Below are 23,002 nucleotides of genomic sequence, written 5' to 3'. Positions count from 1 at the left end.
TTGTGTCCAAGAAATGGGAGGCAGTTCATTTTGGGACGGGGCTTTTTGACTACTTTGAGGGTGCGCAGGCAGGGCGGCGAAAGTAGCTAAAAAAGCCCCGTCCCAAAAAGACTACCCGCGCCAAATGAGCTAGTTGAGGAGTTGGGCCATGGCGTTGACGAATTTTTGTACTTGGAGGGTTGGCTCGAGCGGATAGTGCAAAAAAACCGGCACCTCGCGGCCGCACAGGAACGGCACGCCTACAAAGGCCGGGTGTACGCCTGACCAAGCTCCGCAGGTGAGCACCGCGTCGCCCTTTTCCTCCGCCTCGTTAAAGAGCGCAAAGTCGAAGCTATCCACGTCGATCACGTCCACGCCGCCGTCGGCCAAAAGGTCGATGCGCAGGCTGTCCATGGCGTCGTTGCCGTGACGGAGCACGCGCAGACGCATGCCCTCCAAGTCGGCGACCGCAATGCGATTCTTGCGCGCCAGCGAGCTCGTGCGCGGCAGGTCGATATAAAACGGCACGTTGACAATGCGGAGCTTTTGGCAGGCGTCACCCCAGCGCGGGGTCGAAAAACTCGACTGCACCACATCGACCTCGCGGCCCAAGCTGCGCATGACGGTCTCGCGCTCGTCATAGAGGTCGCTTACCGGCACGATCTCAAATCGCAGCGACGGTTCCAGATCGTGGATGCCCGACCACATCGACAGCGTCTGGCGCCCCGGGCACATCATCGACACGCCCAGACGCACGGCACCGCCATCGCCCGCCGCGCGTCGGGCGCGGCGCAGCGCGTCCTCGGACTGCCGCATGATCGAGCGCGCGTCGTCCACCAGCAGAGCGCCCGCCGGCGTCACCTTAACACCAGAATGCGAGCGCTCGAACAACGTGATGCCAAACTCGGCCTCGAAGCCCGACACCTGCTTGACGAGCGCCGGGGTCGACACGCGCAATTTTGCCGCCGCCCGTGAGAAGCTTCCCAGCTCCGCGGCGGCCGATATGGCCTCGAGTCGTCGATCGTACACGTCAATCTCCCGTTTCCAGACGCATGGCAATGAACTGCCGAAGGGGGTCGTTTTGGCAGGTCACGCGCTCAATTGAGAAAAACTGCATCGCATAGTGTAAACCTACGGTTAACGCCATTCTAACAAATATGCAATTCACCTGCGCAAATGCAAAGCATACGATAACCAGCGAAAACCACGTGGGTCGAGTAATGGGAGCGGCCCACAGGGAGGTACAAGAAGGGAAGTTCCTATGAGCAACTGGCTTAAGCTCGAGGGCGATGTCTGCGCTGTGACCGGCGCGCTCGGCGGCATGGGCGTCGAGATCTGCCGCGAGTTCGCCCGCAACGGCGCCAACGTCGTCCTGCTCGACTTGGACGAGGAGAAGGTCAAGGCCGCAGCTGCCGACCTCGCCGCCGAGTTTGGCATCCACGCCGAGGGCTACAAGATGAACGCCACCGACGAGGCCGAGGTTCAGGCCGCCGTCGATGCCACCATCGCCGACTTCGGACGTGTCGACGTCCTCGTCAACACCGCCGGCATCCTGCGCTTCGCAGCCATGGAAGACCTGCCGCTGAGCGACTGGAACGAGGTCATCAACGTCAACCTCACCGGCTACTTCATCACCTCGCAGCGCTTTGGTCGCGAGATGATCAAGGCAGGCCAGGGTCGCCTGGTGCATATCTCGACCGTTGCCAGCCACTCCCCCGAGACGTTCTCGGGCGTGTACAGCTCCACCAAGGCGGGCGTCAACATGATGTCCAAGATGCTGGCCGCCGAGTGGGGCCCCTACGGCGTGCGCTCCAACTGCGTCGAGCCCTGCTTTGTCAAGACCCCCATGTCGGCGAGCTTTTACGCTGACCCCGAGGTCGAGAAGAGCCGCAGCCGCCTTATCGCCACACGCCGCATCGGCGAGGTCAGCGATATCGCCAACGCCGTCATGTTCCTGGCGTCCAAGCGCTCGGACTTTACCACCGGCGACGCCATCAAGGTCGACGGCGGTTTCTCCAATATGATGGGCGACCTCACCGCCAAGCCCGGCGGCCGCCGAGCCTTTGCCGACAACTACCTCAAGAACAAGGGTGTCGAGCTTTGGTCCGACGAGTCCGGCGTCGCAAAGCCGACCGACCAGTAAACCAGCCTGACAGGGAGGCCCCGCGGACGCGTCCGCCCCTCCCCCGTATCGATTAGAAAGAGTCCAATGGCTTCCACCAACTCCAACAAGGGTCGCGCCGTCGTGCTTTCCGCCGCGTGCGTCACCATGTTCTTCATCAGCTCAATCGCGCTGTATTCCGTCGTGAGCAAGAACCTGCTCGCCGTCTACCCCGAGTGGTCCAGCGCCCTTACCTGGGCCTTCCCGGTCTTTCAGACCATCATGGCCGTGACGGGCATCTTCGCCGGTCGCATCTCCGATAAGATCGGCCCGCGCAACGTCGTGATCGCCGCCGCCGTGTGTTACGGCTTGGGCTGGTTCATGTCCGGCACCGTCACCGAGCCGTGGCAGTTCTACCTGTGGTTCTCGCTCGTCGCCGCCATCGGCAACGGCCTGGGCTACAACCCCGCGCTCACCACCGGCCAAAAGTGGTTCATCGACAAGAAGGGCCTGGCCTCCGGCATCACCCTGGCCGCTTCGACCGCCGGCCCCGCCGTGCTGTCCCCGGTGCTCGCCTCGCTGCTCATCCCGAGCCTGGGCATCTTTGGCGCCCTTAAGGCACTCGGCGTCATCTTCTTTGTGACGATCGCCGCCTCCGCCCTGTTCCTGAAGGCCCCCGAGGCCGGTTGGCTGCCCGAGGGCTTCGAGGCCCCCAAGGGTGGCGCACATGCCGGCACCTTCGGCGACCTCACCCCGGGCGAGATGGTCAAGACCCCGCGCTTCTGGGTCCTCATCGTCACCTTCGCCTTTGCCGCCACCGCGGGCACCCTGCTCGTGGGCAAGGTTGCCTCCATCGCCGCTGTCCAGCTCTTCGCCGACCCCACGAGCGCCGCGGCCGTCGCCCTCGGCGGCGTGGTCGTCTCCGTCAACACCTGCGCCAACCTGGTCGGCCGTCTGTCCTTTGGCCAGATCATCGACAAGCTCGGCGCCTACAAGTCGCTGCTCATCAGCCTTGTCGTCACCATCGTCGCGCTCGTCATCATGTCGATGAGCTTTACGCAGAGCATGTTCTTTGTGGCGCTCGCCCTGCTCGGCTTTAGCTTTGGCGCCCTGCTCGTCATCTACCCGCCGCTCACCGGTGGCGCCTTTGGCACCAGCAACATCGGCGTCAACTACGGCATCATGTTTTTGGGCTATGCCGCTTCCACCTGGATCAGCCAGCCCATCACCGCCGTGCTGTATCACGCCGAGGCCGGCAGCGCCGCCTACCAGCAGTCCTTCTACGGCGCCATTGTGATTGCCGCCATCGCCGTCGTGCTCACCGTCTACATGATGGTCTCCGACAGCAAGAAGAAGTCCGCCTAGTTTTACCGATGCGACAAAGGGACAGTCCCTTTGTCGCATTCCACCGGTCACCAGTATTAAGGAGTCGAAATGTCTGAGCTCAACCCCGTCCGCATTGCCGTTATCGGCGCCGGTGCCATGGGCCGCAACCACATCCGCTTTGTCACCGAGGAGCCCGAAGCCGAGCTCGTCGCCATCGCCGACGCCTTTGAGGGCGCCCGCGCCACGGCCGAGGCCGCCGGCGTGCCGTTTTACACCGATCCCGCCCAGATGATGGACGAGGTCAAGCCCGAGGCCGTCATCATCGCCACCCCCAACGACCTTCATCTGGGCGTTGCCCGCGAGGCCGTGAAGCGCAACATCGTGCCGCTGGTCGAAAAGCCCATCTCCAATGACCTCGAGGATGCCCAGGCCTTCGCCGCCGAGGCCGAGACCGCCGGCGTGCCCGTGCTCGTGGGCCAGCACCGTCGCCACAACCCCTTCGTCAACAAGGCCAAGGAGATCATCGAGTCCGGCGAGCTGGGCAAGCTCACCGTGTCGAGCTTCCACTACATGATCTATAAGAATGACGAGTACTTCGATGTCGAGTGGCGCCGCAAGAAGGGTGCCGGCCCGATCCTGGTTAACCTGGTTCACGACGTCGACCTGCTCCGCTATCTGCTGGGCGAGCCCGTTGCCGTCCAGGGTATGCAGTCCAGCGCCGCCCGCGGTTTTGAGACTGAGGACTCCGCCGTGGTCAACGTCCGTTTTGCCGATGGCGCGCTCGCAAGCATGACCATCTCCGATGCCACCGCCAGCCCCTGGAACTGGGAGGCCACCGCTCGCGAGGACCCGCAGTACCGTCCCTTCGACGCCGACGCCTACTTTATCGGCGGAACCTTGGGCGCCCTTTCGCTGCCCCGCCTGCACCAGTTCTCCTACGACGGCGCCTCCAACTGGCACAAGCCGCTGCAGATGGAGATTCCGGCCGTGGACCCGGCGCTGCCGCACAAGATGCAGCTCAAGCACTTTGTGAAGGTCGTCCGCCGCGAGGTCGAGCCCGTCGTAACCCCCGCCGACAACGTCAAGACGCTCACGCTTCTCAACGCCATCAAGGAGGCCGCCGAGACCGGCCAGCTCGTCGAGCTGTAGCACCTTAGGACAGGCCGCGGCAGAAACCCCATGCCGGGCCCCTCGGTCCGCCACAAATAAGCCCCTCTTCTTTGCCCCGCGAGCAGCTTCCTGCCCGCGGGGCATTTTGCTACGTTGCCAATGATTTTTCTGGGACGGGGGACTTTTTGCACCTTAGCTTGATTCGTTCGCCACGAAATGTGCCTATCTACTACGTTTAACCAATCACCCTCAACCATACAGAATTTCGCGAAATAAAAACCGCAGGTAAACGGCTTGCGCATTTTCGGAAAACCGGGGGATGGTCGACCCACACGGTTCAAACGTAGTAGATAGGCCGCTTTCGTGGTTCCGCGCCAAAACAGTCTTTTTTGGGCGAAGTGGCAGGTGGTATCCTTGGTAGCTCTGTGCTGCAAACGCACCTTAAACGCAAGGAGTCCCATGGATCTTATCGCCCAGCTCGCCCGCGAGCTCAACCTTAAGGCCGCCAACGTCGAGGCGGCCGTCAAGCTCATCGACGAGGGAAACACCATTCCCTTTATCTCGCGCTACCGCAAGGAAGCCACGGGCGGCATGGACGACGTCGCCCTGCGCGCACTCGACGAGCGCCTGTCCTACCTGCGCAATCTTGAGCAGCGTAAAGAGGACGTCATCCTGCTCATCGATGCCCAGGGCAAACTCACGCCCGAACTCGAGCAACAGATTCGCGAGGCCACACAGCTCCAGCGTGTCGAGGACCTCTACAAGCCCTACCGCAAAAAGCGCATGACCCGCGCGCAGAAGGCACGCGAGGCCGGCCTGGAGCCGCTCGCCAACATGATCATCATGCAGGCCTCGGCCAAGGGCAGCGCACTCGACGCCGCCGCGGCATACGTCAACGAGGAGGCCGGCTTCGACACGCCCGAAAAGGCGCTCGCCGGCGCGGCGGACATCGTGGCCGAGACGGTGGCCGAGGACCCCGAGAACGTCGCCGACCTGCGCGCCTTTACGCAAAACACCGCCGACATCGTCGTCGAGGCCACCGACCCCGCCGAGAAGACCCCCTACGAGCCGTACTACAGCTATGATGAGCCGCTGCGCCGTATACCCAACCACCGTGTGCTGGCTATCGACCGCGGTGAGCGTGAGGGCAAGCTCCGCGTGCGCGTGAACGTCGACGGCGCTGCCGCTACGGCACGCCTCGGCAGCCGCTGGCCCCGTCGCCAGGGCGTGTTTGCTCCCGTCTTTGACGCCGCCATCGCCGATGGCTACAAGCGCCTCATGGCCCCCTCGCTGGAGCGCGAGGCCCGCGCCAGGCTCACCGTTCGTGCCCAGACCGAGGCCATCAACGTCTTTGCCAAGAATCTCGAGGGCTTGCTCTCGGCGCGCCCCGTGCGCGGCGCCCGCGTGCTCGCGCTCGATCCGGGCTACCGCACCGGCTGCAAGGTCGCCGTCATGGACGAGACCGGCAAGCTACTCGACCACGGCGTGGTCTATCCCACCAAGCCGCGCCATGACGTCGCCGGCACCAAGCGCGAGCTCGCCCGCCTCGTCAAGAAGGACGGCGTCAACACCATCGTCGTCGGCAACGGCACCGCCAGCCGCGAGACCGAGGAAGTCGTCTCGGAGTTCATTGCCGAGCAGGCGCCCGGGCTGCGATACACCATCGTCAACGAAGCCGGCGCGTCGGTGTACTCCGCCTCCGAGCTCGCCAGTCAGGAATACCCCGACCTGGACGTCACCGTGCGCGGCGCCATGAGCCTGGGCCGCCGTCTGCAAGACCCGCTGGCAGAGCTCGTCAAGATTCCGCCCCAGTCCATCGGCGTTGGCCAGTACCAGCACGACCTTGACCAGGCCGAGCTTTCGCGCACCCTGGGCCACGTGGTGGAAGACGTCGTCAACCGTGTGGGCGTCGACGTCAACACCGCGAGCGCAAGCCTGCTGGGCTACGTGTCGGGCATTACGCCGAGCGTAGCCAAAAACATCGTGGCCTACCGCGAGGAAAACGGCGCCTTTACCGATCGCCGCCAGCTCAAGAAGGTCCCCAAGCTGGGCCCCAAGGCATATCTCAACGCCGCGGGCTTTTTGCGCATCAGCGGCGGCAAGAACCCGCTCGACGCGACAAGCGTCCACCCCGAGAGCTACGAGGTGGCCACGTCCGTCTTGGAACGCGCCGGCGTGGCGACCAGTGAGCTCAGCCGCGGCGGCGTGCCCGACATTGAGCACCGCCTGGGCAGCATTTCGGCACTGGCAAGCGACCTGGACTGCGGCACCCTGACGCTCATCGACATTGTCAACGAGCTCAAGAAGCCCGGTCGCGACCCGCGCGACGACGCGCCCGAGGTGGTCTTTAGCCGCTCGGCGCTTTCCATCGACGATCTGGAGCCCGGCATGGAACTCAAGGGCACGGTGCGCAACGTTGTGGATTTTGGCGCGTTCGTCGACGTGGGCGTGCACCAGGACGGCCTCGTACACATCTCCAAGCTCGCCAACCGCTTCGTCAAGCACCCGAGCGACGTGGTGCGCGTCGGTGACACGGTCAAGGTGTGGGTCGAAAAGGTCGATCGCGACCGCAAGAAGATCTCCCTCACCATGGTGCAGGGGAAGTAAACCGCCAAAGCGGATATCCCCTCTTCGCGGCAAGTGTCGCAAAGAGGGCGGGCGTTCCCCGCGCTCTTTGCCCCTTCGGCAAAGTGGGGTATACTGTCCGCAGTGTGAAAAGCCTTCGGGCTTTTAGCGGCTGCGGGTACCTGTACCTACAGCCGCATTTTTCGTTTTGGAGGAACGATCATGAAGGAGCGCCCGCTCATCCCGGCAGAACAACAGGTCGCCCACCTCGCAGAGCGGGGCGTCCGCTTCGACATAATGAGCCCCAAGGATGCAGTCGCGTTCCTCCGCGACAAGAACTTCTTCTTCAAGGTCAAGGCGTTTGCGAAGTGCTTCTCAACGTATCGTAGCCCCGCGTCGGAGGGCTACGGACGCTACGTCAACCTAGACTTCGCCTACCTCACCGAGCTCACCAGACTCGACCACCACCTCCGCGAGCACATCCTCTCGATGACGCTTGACATCGAGCACTACATGAAGGTCCATCTAAACCGGACGATGATGGACGACGGCGCCGACGGGAAGGAGGTCCTCGACCTCCTTTTCGCCCACGAAAGGCTGCGTAAGGAGAGGATGCTGGAGGAGCGGTTCGATCCAAGCGGGTCAGAAGCCACCGTCGAGAGGATGAAGGCCATCGCCGACCGGCTAGATGGGGTGGGCGGCAGCGATCGGGTGATGCTCTTCCTCGAGATGCTCCACATCGCCGAGGATCAGACTTTGGGGATAGACCCGGAGCACCTCGAGCGCAGCGTCTCGTACCTCGGAGACTCGAACTACACCCGGGACCTCGCGAATAAGTACGGCAGACGCGAGGACATGTACGTCTGGAACTACCTGGAACTCGTCTCCTTCGGGGGAATCATCGCGCTTTACAAGTTCTACTTCTACGACCTCAGGAGGGAACGCAGCCAGGAGGCCGAATCCGTCAAGCAGCTCCTGTTCCCCGTGAAGGCCCTGCGCAACGCGGCCGCTCATAACGGCAACGTTCTGAACACGATCGGGCAGCGTCTACAGAAGCCCGTCGGCTCCATCGCGACGGCCGCGCGGGAGGAGCTCGGAATCGACCAGGAGCTCGTCGCCCTTACGAAGCGCTTCCCCGTCATCCACGACTTCACCGCACTCGTGCTCTGCTTCGATAGAATTGTCAGCGATGCGGACGCGAGGTCGGAAAAGGCGGCAGGCCTGCGCACCCTGCGCGAGCGCTTCCTTGAGCACGCCGACTATTTCGAAAAGCAGATCGAGCTTGACCGAGGAATCAGGATGCTGGGGGAAGTCATGCGCTCGGGAGCCGATGTCATCTCTTCGAGCTCCCTATAGCTCTTCAGCCCCCTAATAGCCCCTTACCATTTGGGCCCCGCTCGAACAGAGTAGGTTCGAGTAGGTTCGAGCAACTCAGCAGCAATCCGACTACCCGCTGCATGAAAACCGCAGCTCAGACGCATGACATGCCGTCCCATGAAGCAGCGGGTTCGGGTAAGAGTACGTCCGAGTGGTCAGAGTAGGGCCCGACTTCCCCCTCTTGGCGACGTGCAAAATCGCGAATATTCAGCATCTCTCGATAGCCCCGCGGTGCCTCAGAGAGCCATAAAAGCAAAAACGGCCCCCGTTTTAGCGTCAATTAGAGCCAAAACGGGGGCCGTTCCGTGCTTCAACCAGCTGGTAAAAGCCTTTACCGTGCTGAATATTCGCGATTTTGCACGTCGCCGCAGGGGGTACCCTTGCTTACGGCAGGATATGGAAGCCCAGAGCGGCGATATCCTTGGCAAATCCGCGCACGGTATCGAGCGAGACCTCGTACGGGTCACGTCCGATGTTCTTGCGCTTGGCCAGGATACTGTTGGGCACCGTGATGATCTGGCAACCGCAGGCCTCGGCCTGGTAAATGTTGATGAGCTCGCGCGTGGACGCCCACAGGACCTCGCAGTTTGGCTTGGCGGCGGCCTTCTTGACCGACTCCGTCATAAACGGAATGGGATCGACGCCGGTGTCGGCGATACGGCCGGCAAAGAGCGAGATGATGGACGGCGTCTCGGCGTCAACGGCCTCGACCATCTCGTCGACCTGCGCGGGCGTGAAGATGGTGGTGACGTTGACCTTAATGCCGTCGGCGGAAAGCTTGCGCACCAGCTCGGCGGTGGACTCGCCCTTAGTGGTCACGCACGGAATCTTGACGTAGACGTTCTCGGCCCAGGTAGCGATCTCGCGTGCCTCGACCTCCATGGTCTCTACGTCGTCGGCATAAACCTCAAACGAAACGGACACATCGGTGATGTGGGCCAGGACCTCCTTGGCAAATGCGCGGTAATCCGTCACGCCGCCCTTCTTCATAAGGGACGGGTTGGTTGTGAAGCCCTGAACGTTGCCGTTCTCGTACATGTCGAGCATGCCCTCGAGGTTTGCACCGTCAGCGAACACCTTGATTGCCATCTGCCTGATTCCTTTCGCTTGCACATGGGCGTTAAACTGCTAAACACTTTACCTACGTTTATCAAGGCGTGAGCTGCGGTTTTTTATCTTCTCGGCGAACGGCATAAACGCTTTAGCGTTTTTGAGCACACCCTCCAGCGGCAAAACGATTTTGCAGGGCGAGCCGATTTGAGCCGCCCGCCGCGGGTGAACGGTAATTGGACGGTTCCCGCTAGATCAACCCAAAATGGCGCATGGCGGTGACGGTACCGTCGTGTGCGACGTCGTCGGTCACGTAGTTGGCGACCGCCTTGACCTCGGGCATGGCGTTGCCCATGGCAACAGCCGTCTCGACGGCGGCGAGCATGCCCAGGTCGTTGCCCGAATCGCCGAAGCCAAAAGTGCGCGCATTTCCCTCGCGGCCCAGATACGCCAGCGCTCGCGCCACGCCCACGCCCTTGTCGATGCCCTTGGGGCTCAGCTCGCGGTTTGCTTGCTGGGCTCGCTTGGAAGCTCGGCGGTAAACGCGTCTCCCAGTCAATCCGGCACCGCCGAGGCAAACCCCACACGCGCCCGCCAACGCAAAGGTCCGGCGGGACGCACCTAGCATCCCGCCGGACCGTCACTCGTCCAGGAGGCCACCGCGACGAACCTCTAGATCTTCGCAAGCTCCTCGGAGATGACGCGGCAGACGTCCTCAGCCTGAGGCATCACGCCGTACATCTCGAAGAAGCCGTGGTCGCAGCCGCGATAGCGAATCGCGGTGACATCAACGCCCGCATCCTGCAGCCTCTTCGCGAACAGCTCATCCTGATAGCGCAGGTAGTCATACTCGGAAGAGATGATGACCGTGCGGGGGAACGCGCTCACGTCCTCCGCGAACAGGGCAGACACCCTCGGGTCGAGCATCTCCTCCGCATTGCCGTTGGTGTACATCAGCGGCAGGTCATCATTGGCATTGCGAATGCGATCCACCCTGCTCAAAGCCTCGATCCTCTGGTCGTTCACAATCTCATAGAGGTCATAGGACCATTCCTCCGGAACGGGGCCGCCGTCGACGAGCGGATACAGCTCGGCCACGAGCTTGATCCTGTCCGCATGGGACCCGTCGAGGACGACGGCGTTGGTCAGGCTTCCGCCCGCGGAGTCGCCAGCCACGGCGACCCGCGTCGCGTCGACACCCAGCTCATCCGCATGCTCGACAAGCCAGTCGAGCGTCTTCACGCAGTCCTCGACACCACCGGGGAACATCGTCTCGGGAGACAAGCGGTACTCCGGGTAGATCGCGACGCAGCCCGTTCGCTCCGCGATGTCGCGCAGGCAGTTCTCGTACTGGCCAATGTTGCCCACCATGAAGCCGCCGCCGTGGATGAACACGAGCGCGGCGGAGCCGCACCCGTGGCCCTCGGGCGTGAAGACGTGCAGGGGAATGCCCCTGTCGCCAAAGTTCATGACGACGGTCTTCTTGGCGACGTTCGAGCCCCTCACGACATGGGTCTCCTTGTTGGGAGCGGAGCGCCACGCGATCACGTCCACCGGCCCCGCCGGCGCCGGGCCGGCGGCGAGCTTCGCATGGGCGCGCGCGTAGACGCGCGGATCGAGCACGCGCTCGCGCTCGTCTCCCGGCACGGGCTTCAGCAGGAGCTTCAGCCCGTTGGGCTCCACGACCTCCCTAGATCCACGCTCAAGCACTTCAAGCTCGGAAGTGGGGTACTTCCTCTCCTCGGTGCCCATGGCTAGCCGATCTTCAGCTCGTCAAGCTTGGCGTCAAGCTTGGCCATCTCATCGGCGGAAAGCTCCCACTCGAACGTCTCGCAGTTCTGAATCGCGTGGGCGTCCGTGCGCACGCCAACGAGCGCGGTGCCCACGTACTCCTTCTGGGTGCTCCAGTTCACGGCGACCTGTGCCACGGGCTTGTCATGAGCCTCGGCGATCTCGTCCATGACCTTGAGCAGCTCCTGGACGCGCGAGAACTTGGGCTCCTGGAAGTAGTCGTAGAAGCCGCCACGAACATCGCCCTCCTCGAACTTCGGCAGCTCGCGGAACTTGCCCGACAGGATGCCCGCGCCAAGGGAGCCATAGGTGAAGGAGTCGATGCCACGCTCGTAGCCCCACTTGATAAGGTCCTCGGAGGAGCGGTCGACCATGGAGTAGGGCGGCTGCTGGACGTCGACCTGAGCGACCTTCTCGCACTCCTCGATCATCTCGGTCGTGAAGTTGGAGACGCCGATGTGGCGAATCTTGCCTTGCTCCTTGAGGAGCTGGAGGGCGCACATCGTCTCGGAGAACGGGGTCTTGGCGTCGGGCCAGTGCACGAAGTAGAAGTCGATGTAGTCGGTGCGGAGATTGCGCAGCGAGCTCTCGACCTCCCTCATGATGTTCTTGAACGAAGAGTCGCGGTCATAGCCGGCGGCGCTGGTGATCAGGCCAACCTTGGTCGAGAGCAGGTAGCTCTCTCGGTCGACGCCCCTGAGCGCGTTGCCGACGACCTTCTCGGACGCGCCGTTGCCATAGCACGGCGCGGTGTCAATGAGGTTGACGCCGTGATCGAGCATGGTGCGGATGGCGGACATGCTGGCGGCGTCATCGTTCTCACCAAAGGAGTCGCCGCCGATCGCCCAGGTGCCCACGGCGAGCTGGGAGACGTCAACGTCGGAGTTCTTGAGGTGCGTGTAGCGCATATTCTCTCCTTCTAATGGGGCGGCACGCGTCGAATGTCCTCGATCGCGTGCCGCCAGGAATTGCCTTGAACAGGCTTCGGATGATCCGGAAACCGCCTTACACGATGCCCACGAGGCCGAGGACGAGCGCCAGAACCATGATGCCGACCAGGATGATGTTGACGTTCACGTTCTTCTTGCGCAGGAGCCAGAGGACGACGAGCGTAAGTCCCAGAGGCACGATGCCCTTGAAGATCGAGTCGAGGTAGGTCTGGATCATGACGGGGTCGGAGTCCTGAACCGGAATGGACAGGATCGTGTTGAATTGGACGTTCGCCGCGGTCATGGCGCCGATCATCACCAGGCCGATCGTGGAGGTCGCCTTGGTGATGAGCTTCATGAGACCCCCCTCGTACATCTCGGAGATGAAGTTGGTGCCCATGCTGAAGCCGAGGTAGGTCATGAAGTATCGGCAGAGGATCGACGGGATGTTGTAGATCAGCAGGAACATGATCGCGCCGAGGGGCGAGCCGCTCATGGCGAGGTTAATGCCGATGCCGGCGGCGATAACACGCAGGACGCCCCAGAAGATTGCGTCGCCGATGCCGGACATCGGGCCCATCAGGGAGACCTTGATACCGTCGATGGACTCGGTGTCGAAGTCTTCGTGCTGCGAGTTCTCCCTCTCCATGGAGGCGACGAGGCCCATGGCGAACGTGCCGACGTTCTGGGTAATGTTGTACCAAGTCGTGTGACGCTTCATGGCGTCGGCACGAGCCTCGGGGTCATCGGCATAGTAGCGGTTAAGCGCGGGCTGGACGGAGTACAGCCAGCCGTCGGCGCCAGCCTTGACGGAACCGCCGGCGCAGGAAGCGAACACGGAGAAGGAGCGCAGGAAAATGCTGTTGAGCATCTTCTTGTCTTCAGGGCTCACATTCTTGGTCAGGTTGCTCATGCGAAGAAATCCTCCTCGTCGCTGGTTACAGAGTCGCCGGAAACGGCCTGGGTGGCCACTCCCTTCTTGGTGAGATCGAAGATCTCCTTGTCGCGGAGGGCGGAGGCAACCGCGATGATGACACCGAGAACTGCGATGGCGATCATCGGGAGGCCGAGGTACTGGTAGAGCGTAAAGCCCAAGAAGAAGTAGATGCTGAGCTCGGTGCTCCACAGCATCTGGAGCAGGAGCGCCATACCAACGGCGGGCAGGAGGGCACCCACGGCGTTGAGGCCGCTCATGACATTGGCCGGAATCTGGTTGACAATGGCGGCAACGGGCTCGGCGCCAAGGTAAACGCCGAGGAAGGCGATGAGGCCAAAGGCGGCGTACTTAACGAACCAGAGAACGAAGTGCTGAAGCGCGAGGCCCTTCTCGTTGCCCTCGGCGGCCATCTTGTCAAAGGTGGCTGCGAAGAACGCGAGGAACACGTTGTTCATGAAGATCGAGAGAAATGCGGTGACGACGCCCACGGGAACGGCCAGTGTGATGGCGGCACCCTGGTCGATACCAGCGCCAACGGTGAAGGCGACGGCGAGGGCGGTCGCGGTAACAGGCTCGGCGGAGATAGCGCCACCAATGTTAACCGCGCCCATGAAGATCGCCTCGAGAGAGGCACCGATGATGGCACCGGTCTTGACGTCGCCCATCAGGAGGCCCGCAACGAGACCTACCACGAGAGGGCGCTCGATCATGCACTGACCGAGAACCCAGTTGCCGCCGTAGCAAATCAGCACGGTCAACCAGGCCATTATTGCCAACCCAACCATTTGACTTCCTTTCTTTCATTTCATTTGGCCGCCTGGCCAAATCCCCTTATTTCCCCGCCGCCTCGATCAGACTCTTGAGAGGAGTCTTGGGATTGGACGGGATAAGCTGATGGAAAACCGGAATACCCTGCTCGCAAAGCTCCTTCGCGGCCTCGAGCTCATCCGGGTTGAGCATGATCGTGGAGTTGAGGGCGACCTTGCTATCCGGATCGGACTTGTCGAAGCGGCCGACGTTGGCAACGTTCACGCCCTCAATCTTGCCCGGCGCGCCCTTAACGAGCTCAAGCACGTCACGCACGCAGTTGGTGAGCGCGAAGATGCGCATGGAGTCCGCGCGCGGATCGTTCGCGATGCGGCAGGCATCCGGAACGTCCTTGACGAGGAGTTTCTGGCCCGCCGGCGTACCCATGGAAAGCGTCATGCGAAGGGCGTCGCTCTCCACGGCGTGCTTGTTGGCGACGATGATCCTGGTGGTGTTGAGCTCCTTGGTCCACACCAGGGCGACCTGTCCGTGAATCAGACGGTCATCGACTCGAACCTGAACAATCATTGCTTCCTCTCTCTACTTGTTAGTACTCTCTAATCAAAGAAGTCTCCCTCGGACTCCTCGTTGTCCGCGGCCTTGCTCGGAGGCTCGACGACCTGCATCGTCGCCCTCGCCAGTTCGACGCTCTGCTTGATCGAATCTGCCGTGACCGGCTCGGCGCCGAGGAGCGTCTCGATCACGAGGCCGAGGTTCATACCGGTGACGTGGACGATCCCGCGCTTCTCCGGCTCCATAAGGACGACCTTCTGGAAGACGGAACCACCGTAGATGTCGGTGAAGATGATGGCCTCGTCCTCAGGGCCCACCGAGTCAATAAAGGCCTGGATGCGAGGGATGAAATCGGAGTCGTCCACGTAGCAGTCAACTGCCTCCACCATGTCCGCCATGCCGGTCAGGATTCCGATCGAGCTCCTGATTCCGCTTGCGAGGTGGCCGTGCGACGCGACAAGAACTTTCTTCATCGAGTCTCTCCTAGAGCGAATAGTGGTTGGGGTTCAGAAGCTGGATCTTGCTGACGACGAACGCGCGCATGTCGGGGGCGGCGTCCATCAGGAGGCCTATGCCGTTGCCGTCGTTCTTACCGGAGTTGATGTCCTTCTCGAAGGCGCGGTACATGGAACGGAAGTACTCCGTGGCGATGTTGAACTTACTCATGCCGAGGTTCACGGCCTCCTGGAGCTGCTCGTCGGGGATGTCGGAGCATCCGTGCATGACGAGGGGGACGCTGACGGCCTCCCTGCAGGCCTTGATGCGCTCCATGTCGAGGTTCGGGACCTTGACATAGGGGCCGTGGGCATTGCCGACGGCGATGGCGAGCGAGCCGCAACCGGTGCCCTCGACAAACTCCTCGGCGAGGTTCGGGTCGGTGTAGTGGTCGCTGTTCACGAAGTCGTTGGCGTCAGAGCCGTTGCCGACATGGCCGAGCTCGGCCTCGATGTCGACGTCGAAGATCTTGGCGACCTGGACGACGTCCTTCGTGAGCTGGAAGTTCTCCTCATAGGAAAGTGAGGAGCCGTCGACCATGACGGATGGGAAGCCGGCCTTGACGCCCTTGACGGCGATCTCGTAACCAGCGGAGTGATCCTGGTGGACGGCGACGGGCACGCTCGCGCGCTCGGCGTAATAGCGGGCGGCGAAGGCGATGATGTCGAGGGCGCAGTGGTCCTCGAAGCCAGGCCAGTACTGGATGATGATGGGCATGTGCTCATCCTCGGCGGCCTGGATCGCATAACGGATGGTCTCCGTATTGATGACGTTAATCGCGGGCACGCCATAGTGGTGCTCGGTCGCATGTTGAAGAAGCTCGTTGACCTTGATGAGTGACATCTTTGTCTTCCTTTCACCTGAATAATCATTGGATCGGACAGTTCTCAGCTCGTCAGCTGGTTGAACACGAAGCGAAGCGCGAGGCAGGCAGGCGCTTGCGAGGCGCGGTGGAGCCTATGCGGCCGCCTGGCCCTCAGGCTGCGGCGCCGCGCTTCGACGCCATAGCACGTACGCCACAAGAGCAGCGACTGCAGCAATCGTTGAAGCGAGGGCGAAGGCCAGGAAACCCGCGTGCGTGCCGAGCGCATCGCACGCCCAACCGCCAAACAGGTTCGCAACCACGACGGACAGACCGCTCTGGACCATCGCGAAGGCGCTCTGACCTCGAGCGCGACAATCCTCGTAAGTGTGGTTGGCAATGTAGGTAACGCAGGAGTAGTAGACGGTCATGTAACTCACGCTCTGCAGCAGCTGGCCGCAGACCATGACCGGGACGATGCCGGTGCCCACAAGCACGAGCCTGAGCGCCGCCATGAAGCAGGAAAAGATCAGGAGGTTCATCTCGCCGAAGCGCCTGACCAGCTTGGAGGAAACGAGCAGGATGGGGATCTCGCTCGCAGCGGAGACCGCACTCAGGACGCCCACGAGGTTCTGACCCTCGCCAAGCTCGACCGCGTAGCGGCCCAAGAACGCCCCGATGAAGCCAATCGCGGCCGAACTGATGAAGGCGAAGACCAAGACGAAGGCGATCTCATTGCTGGTGAACAGCGAGAGGAGGCCCTTTCCGTGGGAGACCTTGGGATCGTCCGCGGCATTGGCGCGAATTCCCGCCTCGGGGAGGCGCCACATGTGAGCCGCGAAGACCACCAGCGCGGCGGAGACCACCGTGAACTGGATTTGAGGAGCCATGTCGAGCAGCCGACCGACGATCAGGACGACGATGGCATAGCCGATAGTGCCACCCATGCGAATGCGAGAAAAGTCCAGGCCAGAGCGATCCGCGAGCTCGATGACGAGGGAGTCGCTCAGGGGCAGGAGCCCCGAGAAAAACGCCGAGAATGCAAAGGTTACGAGAAGGACCGGGACGAACGTCGACGCCAGGTAATACAGCGGAGCGAGTACCGCCGCCGCAAGGCAGAGGGCCACGATGACCGCGCGGCGGCGCCCGAGCTTGTCGGCGATCGTCGACCAGAGCGGCTGGATGGCGAGCGCACACACCGGGGTCGCCGCGAGGAGAATGCCGGTCTGGGCCGCGCTGAGGCCGAGGCTCGTGTAGTGAGCGGAGAGAAACGGCGAGTACACGCCCGCGCAGACCCAGTAGAGTACGTTCGCGAAGAACAGCGAAGTCATGCTTGCGTTTGTCTTGGCGTTGTGCATCGTGCTTCTCCCTTCTTGCTCGCCGGGTGCCTGTCTGGGCTTCGAAGTGATTCACCATCTAGCGTGAAACGGAGTTGCGAGGCGTTGAAACAATGTTCTGTTGTTTCATCGTTTTCGTGCCGTTGTTTCACGGCTCATAAGATAGCAGCTCAAGCTGAGATTGCGCCGAGGAAGTACCGATTTACCGTGAACGGTAGGAAATCAGCGGTGAAACGCTATTTCACCGCTGATGAAACATTTTGCTTATTTTTCACCTCTCTTGACCTAAGATACAAAGCAAGCTAGGACCAAGGAGTAACCATGGATAAGACAGGGGATGTGCTCAGCCACATCTGCGCGGTCATGAGCAGCCTATCCCCCTCGGAGAAGGCAATCGCAACGTATGTGCTCGACCACCCGTCGGATGTCGCAACGATGACCGTCCGCGAACTCGCCGCAGAAACCGGTACGTCACCGGCGTCTGTTTCGAGATTCGCAAGGACGCTTGACTACCGAACCTATTCGGACATGCGTCTGGCGCTCGGCATATCCATCAGCAGGGCATCCGGCGAAGAAAAGGCCACGGACGGCAGGATTACTCTGGACGACGTCGAGGGCTCCATCAAGTACGTCCTGTCTCACAAGGTCAAGGAGCTCTCCCAAACCGCCTCGCTCATTGACTCCGATGACTTTTCGGCAGTCGTCAATCTGCTCCACAACGCCAACCTCGTCCTGATCGCGGGCGTCGGCAACTCGATTAACATGGGCGTAAACGCGGCGTTCAAGCTCTCGCAGGTTGGAGTCAGAGCGTTTTGCCCCAGTACCACCGAAGCCATGGTCTCCGTCGCAACCAGCCTCAAGGAGAATGACGTTCTGCTCGTCATTTCGACGTCCGGATACTCGAAGCGCCTCGTCAACATATTCGACTCTGCCGAGGATTCGAACACCCCCATCATCATGATCACAGACAACCCGGATACGCCGCTCGCGAAGCGTGCCACGCATATCATCCGAGCCATCTCGCGAGATCAGGCCATCACCGGAACCGAGATCGCCTTCTCGCACAGCTCGATCAACTTCGTCATCGAGCTGCTGTTCCTCTTCCTGACCTCTTGCTGGGATGACCCGGTAGAGTTTAACAGGATCATCTCGAAGAATCTCATGGGAGACAAGCAATACAGCTAGGACGACGCACGCCGGCGCACCGATGCCCAGACCGAAACGGGAGGACCCCTTGATAAAGCTCATCCTCGCAGACATGGATGGGACCCTGTTGCCGTTTGGCTCAAGGGTCGTATCGGAGCGCACGCACAGCGCGATTCTTTCGGCGCTCGATGCGGGCATCGCGTTCGGCCCCGCAAGCGGGCGCGACTACGCCGACCTGGCCGATGCCTTTGACGGCGACGCGCGCTGTTTCTCGACCGGCATCATGGCCAACGGAAAGAAGGTCTTCTCCAGCGGCGAACTCGTGTTCAAAAAGACGCTCTCGACGGAGGCCCTCGTCAAGCTCGATAGCGCTGTACGCCCCTACGCGGGGACGTCACTCTGGCTAGTCGCCGATGTCGATGAGACAGGCAAGCGCTGCGAGCAGTTCCTCTGCGCCGTCGAGCCTGGCGACGAATTCGCCCTGGAAGTCGTTAAGGACTCCGGAAGAGACATGGCGCTCGGAGACGTGCCCACGAACCGTGACGTCATAACCGCCGGCATCTTCGTCAACGTCAGCTCCGCCCCGACGGAAGTCGTTCGGAGTCGATGCAAGGAAGCCTGCCCAGAACTTGATTTCCCCTCGCCCGTCCCATTCTTCCTCGATGTTGTTCCGGCTGGCTGGAGCAAGGTAAACGGACTCGACGCGCTTCTCGGCAGCCTTGGGGTCACGCTGGACGAGGTCGCTTTTATCGGAGACTCGGAAAACGACGTGACGCTCCTCGATAAGGTGCCGAACTCCTACGCAGTCGCGGGCGCGATGCCAGAGGCGAAGGCCGCGGCCCATCACCTGATCGGGAACGCAGCCGAGGACTCCGTCGCGAAGCTCATCGAACAGATTGTCCAGCAGCGAGGCTAGGGTTCCGCCAGCGTGGCATGCGCCGCGTGCCTCGTCATCCGTTCGTGGCGCGCTACCTCGTGACGATCCAGAGCGTGGCCATCGTCGCGACGCCGATGCCTACGATGAGCGCGGCCCACAGGACGCGGACCACGGGGTTCATGTCGCCCGCCACCACCATGTCGTTCGCGTGCCAGAACCAGCTCTCGTTTCCCTTGCGCATGATGCCCTCCCTTAGCCTCGATTACGCCATCTATGGCCGAGCAATCGCAGGTCACGTGCCATGGATTTGCCCTACGCCCAGCTTTCAGTTCTGTAAGGCGGCGGGAGCCTGTGCGAGGCCCCGAGTCCTGAGGCTGTTGCAATGAAAATGGGAATCAAGGGGCACGCATCAATCATATGGGTTCCTTTCGAGGGCGATGGCAAACGAAGCATCCATCATATAATGGAGCGACGCAACCAGAGAGGTCACCCATGGAATTTTACGCAAGCTGCCCCGAGGGCTTTGAGTCCGCACTCGCCGACGAGCTTAAACGGCTCGGGCTTTCGCATGTACGCCGCCTGAAGGGCCGCGCTACGTTTGAGGGCGAGATCGAAGAAGGCTACCGCGCCTGTCTGTGGTCGCGCCTGGCCAGCCGCGTGTTTGTGGTGCTTGGGCGCTTTGAGGCGCAGGATGCCGATGCGTTGTACGACGGCGTTTACGACATTGCCTGGGAAAACATCGTCCGCCCCGGCGCCACCATTGCCATCACTGCCCGTGGTGTGACCGAGCAGCTGCGCAACACGCGCTTCTCGGCCCTGCGCGCCAAGGACGCATTGTGCGACCGCCTGGCCGAGACCACGGGCCGTCGCGCCGATGTCGATGCTGCCGACCCCGATGTCCACCTGCTGCTTTCGCTGCGCCAACGTCGCGCGAGCATCAGCCTAGACCTTTCAGGCGACCCGCTGTTCAAGCGTCTGCCGCCCGCGGCGACCCGCGCTGGCGAGGGCACGCACGTGCTACGCCCCGACTACGCCGCCCTGGTGTTGGCGCAGGTCGGCTGGACCGCGCTGTGCGAGCGCGAGCTGACGGCCGACGACTACGAGAACGAGGCTCTACCCACGTTGATCGACGCCTCGTGCGCCGGCGGCGGCCTGCTGCTGGAAGCCGTGAATATTCTGAACGACCGCGCCCCGGGCGCCGCCCGCGAGCGCTGGGGCTTTGAGGGCTGGCAGCTGCATGATGCCGACCTGTGGGAGCGGCTGCGTGCCGAGGCACGCGAGCGCGAGACGGCAGCGCGCGAGCGCCAGGCGCGCATCGTTGCCGTAGATGCTGACCCCGCCGCACGCAAGACCGCTGAGCGCATGGTTACGTGTGCCGGCTACAAGCGCTTTGTCGATTTTTGCGCCGCCAAATCTGCCACCGTACTGGACCACGCGGGCGCCGTCGCCGGTGCCGCCCTCGTCGCGGATACGACCGAGACACCGCTGTCGCTTATGCATGACGCCATGACGCTGGTCGGCGAGCTGCGTCGCGCGCCCGAGCTTACCGCCGCGCCGGTCGCCGCCCTCACCCGCGACGGCCTTATGGCCCGCGCGCTCCATGCCGAGCCCGTGCGCTCCATTGCCGTCATGCCCAACAACGAAGAGGCGACTATCGAGGTTTGGCCCTCGCTCGACCACGCCGCCGCAGCGTTTGAGGCTGCGACCAACGCAGATGCCGAGGAGCAGACCGCAAATGCCCAAGACGAAGCCGCCGACGCCCCCATGCCCGAGCCCGCCGCCACGCTCGACCTAGGCGACGGCAAGCCGCTGCCCGTGCTCATCCCCGAGTCGGAGCAGTTCGCCAACCGCCTGCGCAAGAACGCCCGCCTGCGTCGTAAGTGGGCCAAGCGCGAGGGCGTGAGCTGCTACCGCGTCTACGATGCCGACCTACCCGACTACTCCGCCGCCATCGACCTGTACGAGGGATGCCCGCAGACGCCGGGCCGCTGGCTCGTCATCGCCGAATACGCCGCGCCCAAGACCATCGACCCCGCGCTGGCCCAGGCCCGCATGCTCGATATCTTGGCCATCGCGCCGCGCATCCTGGATGTTCCGGCCGAGCACGTGCACGCCAAGGCACGCATGCGTTCGCGCGGCGGCTCGCAGTACGGCAAGCAGGGCGCCGGCAAGGGCGGCTCGGGCGAGCGCGCCAACATCGCGCGCCGTCGCCTGCCGCTCATCGAGGAAGGCGGTCTTACCTTTGCCGTCAACTTTGACGACTACCTGGACGTGGGCATCTTCTTGGACCACCGCGTCACGCGCGATCTGGTGCGCGAGCACGCCAAGCAGGCACGCCGCTTCCTCAACCTGTTCGCCTACACCGGCACCGCTACCTGCTATGCGGCCGACGGCGGCGTCGAGGAAACCGTGACGGTCGACCTCTCCAACACCTACCTGGACTGGGCCGAGCGCAACATGCGCCAGAACGGCTTTGTGGGATCGCAACACCACTTTGTGCGCGACGACGTGCTCGCCTGGATTCGCGACCAGCGCCAGACGCGCAACCGCTGGGACCTGATCTTTGTCGATCCGCCCACGTTTTCGAACTCGTCCAAGATGGGCCGCCGCACCTGGGATGTTCAGCGCGACCATGTTGAGCTTTTGGCCGGCGTATCGCGCCTGCTCGCACAGGGCGGCCATGCCATCTTTAGCTGCAACCTGCGAGGCTTCCGCCCCGAGACACGCAAGCTCGCACGCGCGGGCGTGGTGCTACAGGACATAACGGCGCAGACCATCCCCGAGGACTTCGCACGCAACCAGAAGGTGCACCATTGCTATATCGTGCGCCGCCTGCCCATCGAGGACGCCATGGCCGAGGTCGGCTTTAGCGCCGAGGAAATTGCCGAGCGAACCGAGGAGCTGCGCAACCCCGAGGCCCGCAAGCCCCGTGCGGCAGTACCCGCGCACGCGCAGGCCGGCAACGGCAAGTCCAACTTTGCCGGCAAACCCTCCCCCGCCGGCAAGCCCAAAAAGAAGAAGTTCTACGCCAGCAAGCCTAAGGGCAGATAACAAAGTTGCGGTGGAATACGGACTGTTTTGCCTGGAATTAGGCAAATTTAGACCGTATTTCACCGCAACTCATATTGGGATGGCGGGTGCCGTCCTACCCTTGGATGACCAGGCGGTAGCCGATACCCACGTGCGTCTGGATATAGCGCGGGTGCGCGGGGTCGGACTCGATCTTTTTGCGCAGTGTGCCCATAAAGACACGCAGGCTCGCCAGGTCGCTCTTGGTCGCCGTACCCCAAATCTCGTGCAGGATAAATTGGTGCGTCAGCACCTTGTCGGCGTTGTGCGCCAGCAGGCACAAGAGCTTGTACTCGATCGGCGTCAGATGCAGTTCCTCGCCATCCATCGTGGCGATGCCGGCATCAAAATCGATATGCAGCTCGCCGGTATCGAACGAGCCCTCGGAGGCAACGCCGCCCGTTTGCGCATACGAAAGGCGCCTGAGCGTCGTGCGGATGCGCGCGAGCAGCTCCTCGACCGAAAACGGCTTAGTCAGGTAGTCATCGGCACCGGCATCGAGCGCTCGGATCTTGTCCGCGTCCTCGCTGCGCGCCGAAACCACGATGATCGGCATGCCCGACCACGTGCGCACCGACTCCACCACCTTGACGCCGTCCATATCGGGCAGGCCCAGATCGAGCAGCACAACGCTCGGCGCCTGCGACGAAGCGGCGGCGATGGCGGCGTGGGCGGTCTCCACAGCCATATGGCGCAAACCGTGCGCCTCGAGCGCGGCGACGATAAGGTTGCGGACGGCGGGATCGTCCTCAACGACCAAGATGAGCGGTTTCACGGCAGAGTTCGGCACA

Annotated in this window: 21 protein-coding genes; 8 read left to right on the top strand and 13 right to left on the bottom strand. The window is 62.5% G+C overall.

The window, feature by feature from the left end:
- Positions 1–129: 129 nt before the first annotated feature.
- Entirely contained in the window at positions 130–1,008 is an 879-nt protein-coding gene (locus DW850_RS08340; protein ID WP_117582974.1) for a LysR family transcriptional regulator, read from the bottom strand.
- 232 nt (positions 1,009–1,240) lie between these two features.
- On the opposite strand from DW850_RS08340, the gene DW850_RS08335 reads away from it, so the two are divergent.
- The 5 genes from DW850_RS08335 to DW850_RS08315 all read left to right on the top strand — a co-directional run bounded on the left by DW850_RS08335 (position 1,241) and on the right by DW850_RS08315 (position 8,437).
- Positions 1,241–2,122, top strand: coding sequence for an SDR family NAD(P)-dependent oxidoreductase (locus DW850_RS08335; RefSeq protein WP_117786805.1), 882 nt, complete (start codon positions 1,241–1,243; stop codon positions 2,120–2,122).
- A gap of 66 nt (positions 2,123–2,188) precedes the next feature.
- On the top strand, positions 2,189–3,445 hold the full coding sequence (locus DW850_RS08330) for an MFS transporter (protein WP_117646283.1): 1,257 nt from the start codon (positions 2,189–2,191) through the stop codon (positions 3,443–3,445).
- A gap of 69 nt (positions 3,446–3,514) precedes the next feature.
- Positions 3,515–4,555, top strand: a complete 1,041-nt coding sequence (locus DW850_RS08325) for a Gfo/Idh/MocA family protein (protein WP_117655361.1) — start codon at positions 3,515–3,517, stop codon at positions 4,553–4,555.
- Positions 4,556–4,975: 420 nt separating this feature from the next.
- The gene (locus DW850_RS08320) at positions 4,976–7,123 is read left to right on the top strand and encodes a Tex family protein (RefSeq protein ID WP_117786804.1); all 2,148 of its coding nucleotides are present in this window, start codon (positions 4,976–4,978) and stop codon (positions 7,121–7,123) included.
- A 180-nt stretch (positions 7,124–7,303) separates the two neighbouring features.
- Complete coding sequence (locus tag DW850_RS08315; protein ID WP_117786803.1) at positions 7,304–8,437, top strand: Abi family protein; 1,134 nt, start codon at positions 7,304–7,306, stop codon at positions 8,435–8,437.
- A gap of 405 nt (positions 8,438–8,842) precedes the next feature.
- Here the strand turns inward: DW850_RS08315 and DW850_RS08310 are convergent, their stop codons facing one another.
- From DW850_RS08310 to DW850_RS08265, 10 genes are all read right to left on the bottom strand, one after another.
- Entirely contained in the window at positions 8,843–9,547 is a 705-nt protein-coding gene (locus DW850_RS08310; protein ID WP_199569339.1) for a transaldolase, read from the bottom strand.
- A gap of 211 nt (positions 9,548–9,758) precedes the next feature.
- A complete protein-coding gene (locus tag DW850_RS08305) occupies positions 9,759–10,067 on the bottom strand; it encodes an HAD family hydrolase (RefSeq protein WP_304650754.1) in 309 nt (102 codons plus the stop codon).
- 113 nt (positions 10,068–10,180) lie between these two features.
- Positions 10,181–11,260, bottom strand: coding sequence for an alpha/beta hydrolase (locus tag DW850_RS08300; protein ID WP_117786800.1), 1,080 nt, complete (start codon positions 11,258–11,260; stop codon positions 10,181–10,183).
- Between the two features lie 2 nt (positions 11,261–11,262).
- Positions 11,263–12,207 carry an aldo/keto reductase gene (locus DW850_RS08295; RefSeq protein ID WP_117635572.1) on the bottom strand — a complete coding sequence of 315 codons (945 nt, stop codon included), beginning with the start codon at positions 12,205–12,207 and terminating at the stop codon, positions 11,263–11,265.
- Positions 12,208–12,304: 97 nt separating this feature from the next.
- A complete protein-coding gene (locus DW850_RS08290) occupies positions 12,305–13,141 on the bottom strand; it encodes a PTS system mannose/fructose/sorbose family transporter subunit IID (protein ID WP_117635573.1) in 837 nt (278 codons plus the stop codon).
- On the bottom strand, positions 13,138–13,932 hold the full coding sequence (locus DW850_RS08285; RefSeq protein ID WP_199569337.1) for a PTS sugar transporter subunit IIC: 795 nt from the start codon (positions 13,930–13,932) through the stop codon (positions 13,138–13,140). Before DW850_RS08285 ends, DW850_RS08290 begins: the two co-directional genes overlap by 4 nt.
- Positions 13,933–13,996: 64 nt before the next feature.
- The gene (locus tag DW850_RS08280) at positions 13,997–14,500 is read right to left on the bottom strand and encodes a PTS sugar transporter subunit IIB (RefSeq protein WP_117635575.1); all 504 of its coding nucleotides are present in this window, start codon (positions 14,498–14,500) and stop codon (positions 13,997–13,999) included.
- A gap of 29 nt (positions 14,501–14,529) precedes the next feature.
- Positions 14,530–14,958, bottom strand: a complete 429-nt coding sequence (locus DW850_RS08275) for a PTS sugar transporter subunit IIA (RefSeq protein WP_117786798.1) — start codon at positions 14,956–14,958, stop codon at positions 14,530–14,532.
- A gap of 10 nt (positions 14,959–14,968) precedes the next feature.
- On the bottom strand, positions 14,969–15,823 hold the full coding sequence (locus DW850_RS08270; protein ID WP_117786797.1) for a class II fructose-bisphosphate aldolase: 855 nt from the start codon (positions 15,821–15,823) through the stop codon (positions 14,969–14,971).
- 114 nt (positions 15,824–15,937) lie between these two features.
- Positions 15,938–17,140, bottom strand: coding sequence for an MFS transporter (locus DW850_RS08265; RefSeq protein ID WP_117635578.1), 1,203 nt, complete (start codon positions 17,138–17,140; stop codon positions 15,938–15,940).
- A 300-nt stretch (positions 17,141–17,440) separates the two neighbouring features.
- Here DW850_RS08265 and DW850_RS08260 point away from each other — a divergent pair, with 300 nt between their 5' ends.
- Together DW850_RS08260 and DW850_RS08255 are read left to right on the top strand one after the other, a co-directional pair.
- On the top strand, positions 17,441–18,304 hold the full coding sequence (locus DW850_RS08260) for a MurR/RpiR family transcriptional regulator (RefSeq protein ID WP_117635579.1): 864 nt from the start codon (positions 17,441–17,443) through the stop codon (positions 18,302–18,304).
- A gap of 49 nt (positions 18,305–18,353) precedes the next feature.
- Positions 18,354–19,181, top strand: coding sequence for an HAD hydrolase family protein (locus DW850_RS08255; protein WP_158565247.1), 828 nt, complete (start codon positions 18,354–18,356; stop codon positions 19,179–19,181).
- 52 nt (positions 19,182–19,233) lie between these two features.
- On the opposite strand, the gene DW850_RS10190 is transcribed toward DW850_RS08255, so the two are convergent.
- Complete coding sequence (locus DW850_RS10190) at positions 19,234–19,383, bottom strand: hypothetical protein (protein ID WP_158558713.1); 150 nt, start codon at positions 19,381–19,383, stop codon at positions 19,234–19,236.
- A gap of 251 nt (positions 19,384–19,634) precedes the next feature.
- Here DW850_RS10190 and rlmKL point away from each other — a divergent pair, with 251 nt between their 5' ends.
- Positions 19,635–22,193: a bifunctional 23S rRNA (guanine(2069)-N(7))-methyltransferase RlmK/23S rRNA (guanine(2445)-N(2))-methyltransferase RlmL gene (rlmKL, locus tag DW850_RS08250; RefSeq protein ID WP_117786795.1), complete on the top strand. Its 2,559-nt coding sequence runs from the start codon at positions 19,635–19,637 to the stop codon at positions 22,191–22,193.
- A gap of 94 nt (positions 22,194–22,287) precedes the next feature.
- Here rlmKL and DW850_RS08245 read toward each other — a convergent pair whose 3' ends face one another.
- Positions 22,288–23,001: a response regulator gene (locus DW850_RS08245; RefSeq protein WP_199575661.1), complete on the bottom strand. Its 714-nt coding sequence runs from the start codon at positions 22,999–23,001 to the stop codon at positions 22,288–22,290.
- Between the last annotated feature and the right edge of the window lies 1 nt (position 23,002).

The organism is Collinsella sp. AM36-4AA (assembly GCF_003467795.1).
In the GTDB taxonomy this organism is placed as follows: domain Bacteria; phylum Actinomycetota; class Coriobacteriia; order Coriobacteriales; family Coriobacteriaceae; genus Collinsella.
The sequence above is the reverse complement of the archived record's forward strand: the minus strand, read 5'-3'. Positions and strand labels throughout refer to the sequence as shown.